The 5676-nt window shown below is 47.6% G+C and carries 3 protein-coding genes and 1 tRNA gene; 2 read left to right on the forward strand and 2 right to left on the reverse strand.

Translation table 11 applies throughout. The features are described from left to right. The coding region (locus RM811_RS22870) for a sensor histidine kinase (RefSeq protein WP_402528893.1) at positions 1-787 on the reverse strand (787 nt) is incomplete at its 3' end. After that, positions 788-3037 carry a PAS-domain containing protein gene (locus RM811_RS22875; protein ID WP_402528895.1) on the reverse strand — a complete coding sequence of 750 codons (2250 nt, stop codon included), beginning with the start codon at positions 3035-3037 and terminating at the stop codon, positions 788-790. A 402-nt stretch (positions 3038-3439) separates the two neighbouring features. Here RM811_RS22875 and acs point away from each other — a divergent pair, with 402 nt between their 5' ends. Continuing rightward, positions 3440-5401, forward strand: coding sequence for an acetate--CoA ligase (gene acs, locus RM811_RS22880; RefSeq protein WP_402528898.1), 1962 nt, complete (start codon positions 3440-3442; stop codon positions 5399-5401). Positions 5402-5527: 126 nt separating this feature from the next. Next, positions 5528-5604 (forward strand) — tRNA-Met (locus RM811_RS22885). Positions 5605-5676: the final 72 nt, after the last annotated feature.

Raw genomic sequence — 5676 nt, forward strand, 5'->3', positions numbered from 1 at the left:
CCAGAGGAACAACAACAGAGAATACCGCTCCCTGGCCTGGGGAAGACGATAGCGATATTTTGGCACCGAGTATCTGAGCAACCCCTTTTGCGATTGAGAGCCCTAAACCAAGACCATTACCGGTTGTTGATAAGCGCTTGAACTCAGAAAATATCAGCGCCTGCTGTGCCGAAGGTATACCCGGGCCGTTATCCCTCACTTCTATCTTCAATTGCTCACTGTTTAAATAACGGCAACACAGAAGTACTTTTCCATTTAACTCGCTATTTTCGACGTAGCGAAAAGCGTTAGTGAGAAAGTTTTGTAATATTCTTCGCAGCAAAATGGGATCAGTTTTGATCCAGGTACTGGAATGCACCGCACGAAAAGTCAGTCCACTTTCCTTAGCCAGAAGGACAAACTCAGATTTCAATGGCTCTAAAATCTCCATTACCGGCAGCTCCCGGCGACTGACTACCATCTTTCCAGCTTCTATTCGGGACATATCCAGAAGATCAGTGATTAAATGCTCTGCGGATTTCAGAGAGTTGCTGATATTTTGTCCCAGCTCTGCAAAAACGGTCCCCCTGGCTTCCAGTTCCATAGAGGCGGTGAAAAGCCTTGCTGCATTCATTGGCTGCATCAGGTCGTGACTGATCGCCGCAAAAAAGCGTGATCGCAGGTGATTGGCTTTTTCTGCCTGAGACTTCGCGCCCAAAAGTTGCACATTTAATAATGACAGTTCTTTGGTTCTCTCCTGCACACGATGGTCAAGACTCTCATTCACCTCTTTCAGTTCATGCTCCACCTAACGGAATTCACTGATATCGGTGAAGGTCATGACAAATCCTCCACCAGGCATAGGATTCCCCTGAATCTGAATCACCCGTCCATCAGTACGACGTCGCTCCGATCGATGGGCAGTCCCATCGCGCATATAAGAAAGCCGCTTATTAACATGCCCCTCTTCAGCACCCGAGCCACAGAGCCCATTTAATGCATTATGCCGAATCACATCCGCTATTGAACGCCCAACCCTGATCAAGTCATCCGGGTAATCGAAAAGTTCAAGGTACCGCTTATTCCATGCCACTAGCTGTAGGTCACGATCAATAACGCTGACCCCCATACTGATGTGTTCAATGGCCCCCTGAAGCAGCTCCCTGTTGAACTGAAAGACTTCGGATGCTTCATCCACCATCGCCTGAACCTCTTCCAGCGCCACATTTCCGTGGACAAGAGACTTCATCACAATACGGGCAGATGATGCACCTAATGTTCCCGCCAACAGTCGCTCAATGGCAGCCACAAGCTGTGGTTCTGCCTGTTTATTTTTATTCCGTAATTCGAAGCGCTGAATAACACCATGCACCCGATTTTTACTGACAAACTGGCTGGCCAGCTGTTCAAGCTCTCCTACGGTAATAGCCACATCCAGAAAGACACCATCTTCCGCAAGGACAGCATCCACAAATTTACGGGACTGCCTCCTCTCTTCAATATCGGGGCGTAAGTAGAGACAGCCCGCCAGGTAGATCAAAATATTCAGAGAAAGCGCAACTAACGTAGCCCCTGTCGCCGTCTCAGTGATCTGCAAACCAAAAAGATTGCCCGGTTTCAACCATTCATACCCAAACAGACCTATTTGAACAATGCTGGAATCGAGCCATGAAACATTCACCAGCACAGGTACAACAAGACAGAAGAACCAGACAACAGAACCTGCCAATATCCCACCAGTCGCTGCTTTAGCATTACTCTCTCTTACATAAAGGCTACCAAGCAGCACAGGAGCCAGCTGTGCCACTGCAGAAAAGGACATCTGCCCAATAGCTGCCAGCGAAGCTGACTCGCCCAATAACCGATAAACGACCCAGGACATCATCAGCAAACAGACAATGGTCGTTCGCCTGACCGTTAGCAATAATCCACTGAAGCGGTAAAAATCATTATTTTCCCTGCAGTTTCGATAATTGGTTCTACGCAGAAGAAGTGGCATGAGTATTTCGTTAGAAACCATGGTTGTCAGGGCAAGGGTTGCCACAATAACCATACTGATGGCTGCAGAAACACCACCCAGAAAAGCCAGCGTGGCAACGGGTAAACTACCCAGCATTTTTGGCAACTCAATCATATAGGCATCCCCGGGAACAGCATCACCTAACAGTTGGTTACCCGCCAACGCCAGAGGCACGACAAACAGGGCCAGCAAAAGAAGATAAGCCGGAAAAAGCCAGCGGGCCCGGTAAAAGTCGTCAATGCTACTGTTTTCAACAACCGTTACATGAAACTGCCGGGGCAAACACAGGATGGCGGTCATGGCCATCACGGTTGGCATCAGGATACTGTCGAACCAGTCGATCGGTGTATCTGTATTCTCTCGCTGAAAAACATCACCCAGATTAATATCATCTATCGTCATCCAGGTAACCCAGCCTCCCACAAGCAGGAAGACCGAAAGCTTGATCAATGACTCAAAAGCAATGGCTGTCATAATGCCATTCTGGTGCTCAGTGGCATCCAGCTTTCGAGTACCAAACATAATGACGAATACAGCGAGCGTTAATGTGATTGCCAGGGCAAGATCTTCTTTTGACCATCGGTCTGGACCCCAGCTGTCATTGGTTAACTGGGAAAACCCCATAACAATGGCCTTCAATTGCAATGCAATGTACGGCAACACGCCAATAACCAGAATCAACGTCACCATAATGGCCATAAAGTGAGAGCGACCATGACGGGAAGCGATAAAATCCGCAATCGAGGTGATATTTTCCTGCTTGCTGACCGTTATCAGCTTAACCAGAAGCTTCCAGAACAGGACAAAAACAAGAATGGGGCCAAGATAGATAGGAATAAATGACCACAAATTTTCACTGGCCTGACCCACAGCCCCAAAGAAGGTCCAGGACGTGCAATAAACCGCCAGGGAAAGACTGTAAATCAAAGGCTGCCAGCGTTTTCTAAACGCTTTCCCCCGGTAATCGCCAAACCAGGCTGCAGCAAAAAGACAGGCAACATAGGCCGTTGCAATAAGAGCGAGCATCCATCCAGACATAGTTATTATTCTATTTATTCGTCACATTACTCAGAAGGCATCACCAACAAAGAAGCATTCATTTGTTACGTGGCTAGCTCCTGCGAAATATACACCCAAAGCCTTCTTTTGTCGCCTCTGAACATTGAAGTAATCAGCAGGCTGTCGATCCGTAATTGAATGATGGTATGGTTATAATTCGTCCACTCCGGGGTTGTTAAAAAACACTTCCAGATCAATCGTAAGACCAAAGTCTAATACCAGAATTTGTCATAAATTCTAAACTGAAGGCACTTTATAAAAACGTCAAGAGTCGTCTTATCTTTTAATCACCCAACCTGAACAGCAACAACAATAATCATAAAAACAACCGTCTCCGGTCATTTTGAACTAAATAACAATAACAAAACTAAGGGAAGTGACATGTCCGACAACTCTTTATCCCCGTCTGTTTACCCGGTTAAACCCGCTGTCCTTGAGAACACCCTTGTTGATAACGACCAGTATCTGGAAATGTATCAACAATCCATTATTAATCCTGAGGGGTTCTGGCGTGAGCATGGTCAGCGTATTGAGTGGTTCAAACCCTTTTCAAAAGTGAGAAAAGTCTCTTTTGATGACCATTTTGTCAGCATCAACTGGTTTTATGATGGTACCACTAATGCTTCCTACAACTGCCTCGACCGGCACCTTGACGATAAAGGTGACCAGTTAGCCATTATCTGGGAGCCCGATGATGAAGGCGAAGCAAGAAAAGTTACCTACCGTGAACTGCATGAGCTTGTGTGCCGCTTTGCCAATGCATTGAAGAGCCAGGGCGTTCGCAAAGGGGACGTAGTAGCCATCTACATGCCCATGGTCATCGAAGCAACCGTTGCCATGTTGGCCTGTAGTCGGATTGGCGCTATTCATTCTGTTGTTTTTGGTGGTTTCTCACCAGAAGCACTGGCTGGCCGCATCATTGACTCCAAGGCAAAAATTGTCGTCACAGCCGATGAAGGCGTTCGCGGCGGTCGTAAAGTATCACTGAAGGACAACGTGGATGAAGCACTGACACATCCAGACACACACACCATCGAGAAAGTAATCGTCTACAAACATACCGGTGCTGACATTGCCTGGCATCGCCATCGTGATGTCTGGTGGCACGAGCTAACTACGCTTACTTCGCCGCACTGCGAAGCCAGAGAGATGAATGCTGAAGACCCACTCTTTATTCTCTATACATCTGGCTCAACAGGAAAACCCAAAGGCGTTATGCATACGACGGGGGGTTACCTTGTCTATGCATCAATGACCCATCAGTATGTATTTGACTATAAGCCCGGAGAGGTATTCTGGTGTAATGCGGATATTGGCTGGATTACCGGGCACTCTTATGTCACCTATGGCCCATTATTGAATGGTGCAACCATTGTCATGCATGAAGGGCTTCCCAATTACCCACAAACCAATCGCATCAGTAAAATTATTGATAAACACAACGTTAATATTCTCTATATCGCACCTACCGCTATCCGTGCCCTTATGGCAGAAGGTGATGCAGCAGTTCATGATACCCATCGTAGCTCATTAAGACTTCTGGGCTCTGTGGGTGAGCCCATCAACCCGGAAGCCTGGAACTGGTATTACAAAACCATCGGTGAGGAGCGGTGCCCTATTGTTGATACCTGGTGGCAAACAGAAACCGGAGCAGCCATGCTGACTCCTCTGCCTGGAGCGACAGATTTGAAACCGGGATCAGCAACGCGCCCCTTCTTTGGTGTACAGCCTGCCCTGGTTGATAACATGGGCAGGCTCATTCATGGACCAGGAGAAGGCAACCTGGTAATTCTGGACAGCTGGCCAGGTCAGGCAAGAACCGTTTACGGCGATCATGAACGGTTTGTTCAAACTTATTTTTCAACCTTTAAAGGTATGTATACAACCGGTGATGGAGCCCGCAGGGATGATGACGGTTATTACTGGATTACCGGCCGCGTCGATGATGTGATCAACGTTTCGGGCCATCGTATGGGCACAGCAGAAATAGAATCAGCAATGGTTGCCCATCATCAGGTTGCTGAAGCAGCCGTGGTTGGATTCCCCCATCATATTAAAGGTCAGGGAATCTATGTCTATGTCACCCTGAACACCGGGATAGACAGCAGTGAGGAATTAAAAAAGAGCCTGAAGAACTGGGTGAGAAAAGAGATAGGTCCTATTGCCACACCCGACATCATTCAGTGGGCTCCGGGACTCCCTAAAACCCGATCCGGAAAAATCATGAGAAGAATCCTCCGCAAGATCGCCGCAGATGAATACGAGAACCTTGGTGATACCTCAACTCTGGCAGACCCCGATGTGGTAAACCAGCTGATTGCCAATAAGGTTGTAGCCAGCTAATAATTGCCCCCTGTCGTACGGTATTCGAAAAATAAGAATACCGTACGAAATCTTATCCCCGTATGCCTTTCAACGGATGCTTCTTGACATTACAACCAGCGTCCCTATAATTCGCCTCTCTTTTGTCGCGGGATGGAGCAGTCTGGTAGCTCGTCGGGCTCATAACCCGAAGGTCGTTGGTTCGAATCCGGCTCCCGCAACCATTTTTAAAAGCAGTTGATGTTCTTTTTTACTAAAGATCAGCTGACCAGTTTTGTCGCGGGATGGAGCAGTCT

Origin of the sequence: Endozoicomonas sp., from assembly GCF_031844845.1 — a bacterium.
Taxonomy (GTDB): domain Bacteria; phylum Pseudomonadota; class Gammaproteobacteria; order Pseudomonadales; family Endozoicomonadaceae; genus Endozoicomonas.

Excerpts from the sequence above, each read along its gene's own strand:
- RM811_RS22875 (WP_402528895.1), bottom strand. The coding sequence starts at position 3,037 with ATGTCTGGATGGATGCTCGCTCTTATTGCAACGGCCTATGTTGCCTGT.
- acs (WP_402528898.1), top strand. The coding sequence starts at position 3,440 with ATGTCCGACAACTCTTTATCCCCGTCTGTTTACCCGGTTAAACCCGCT.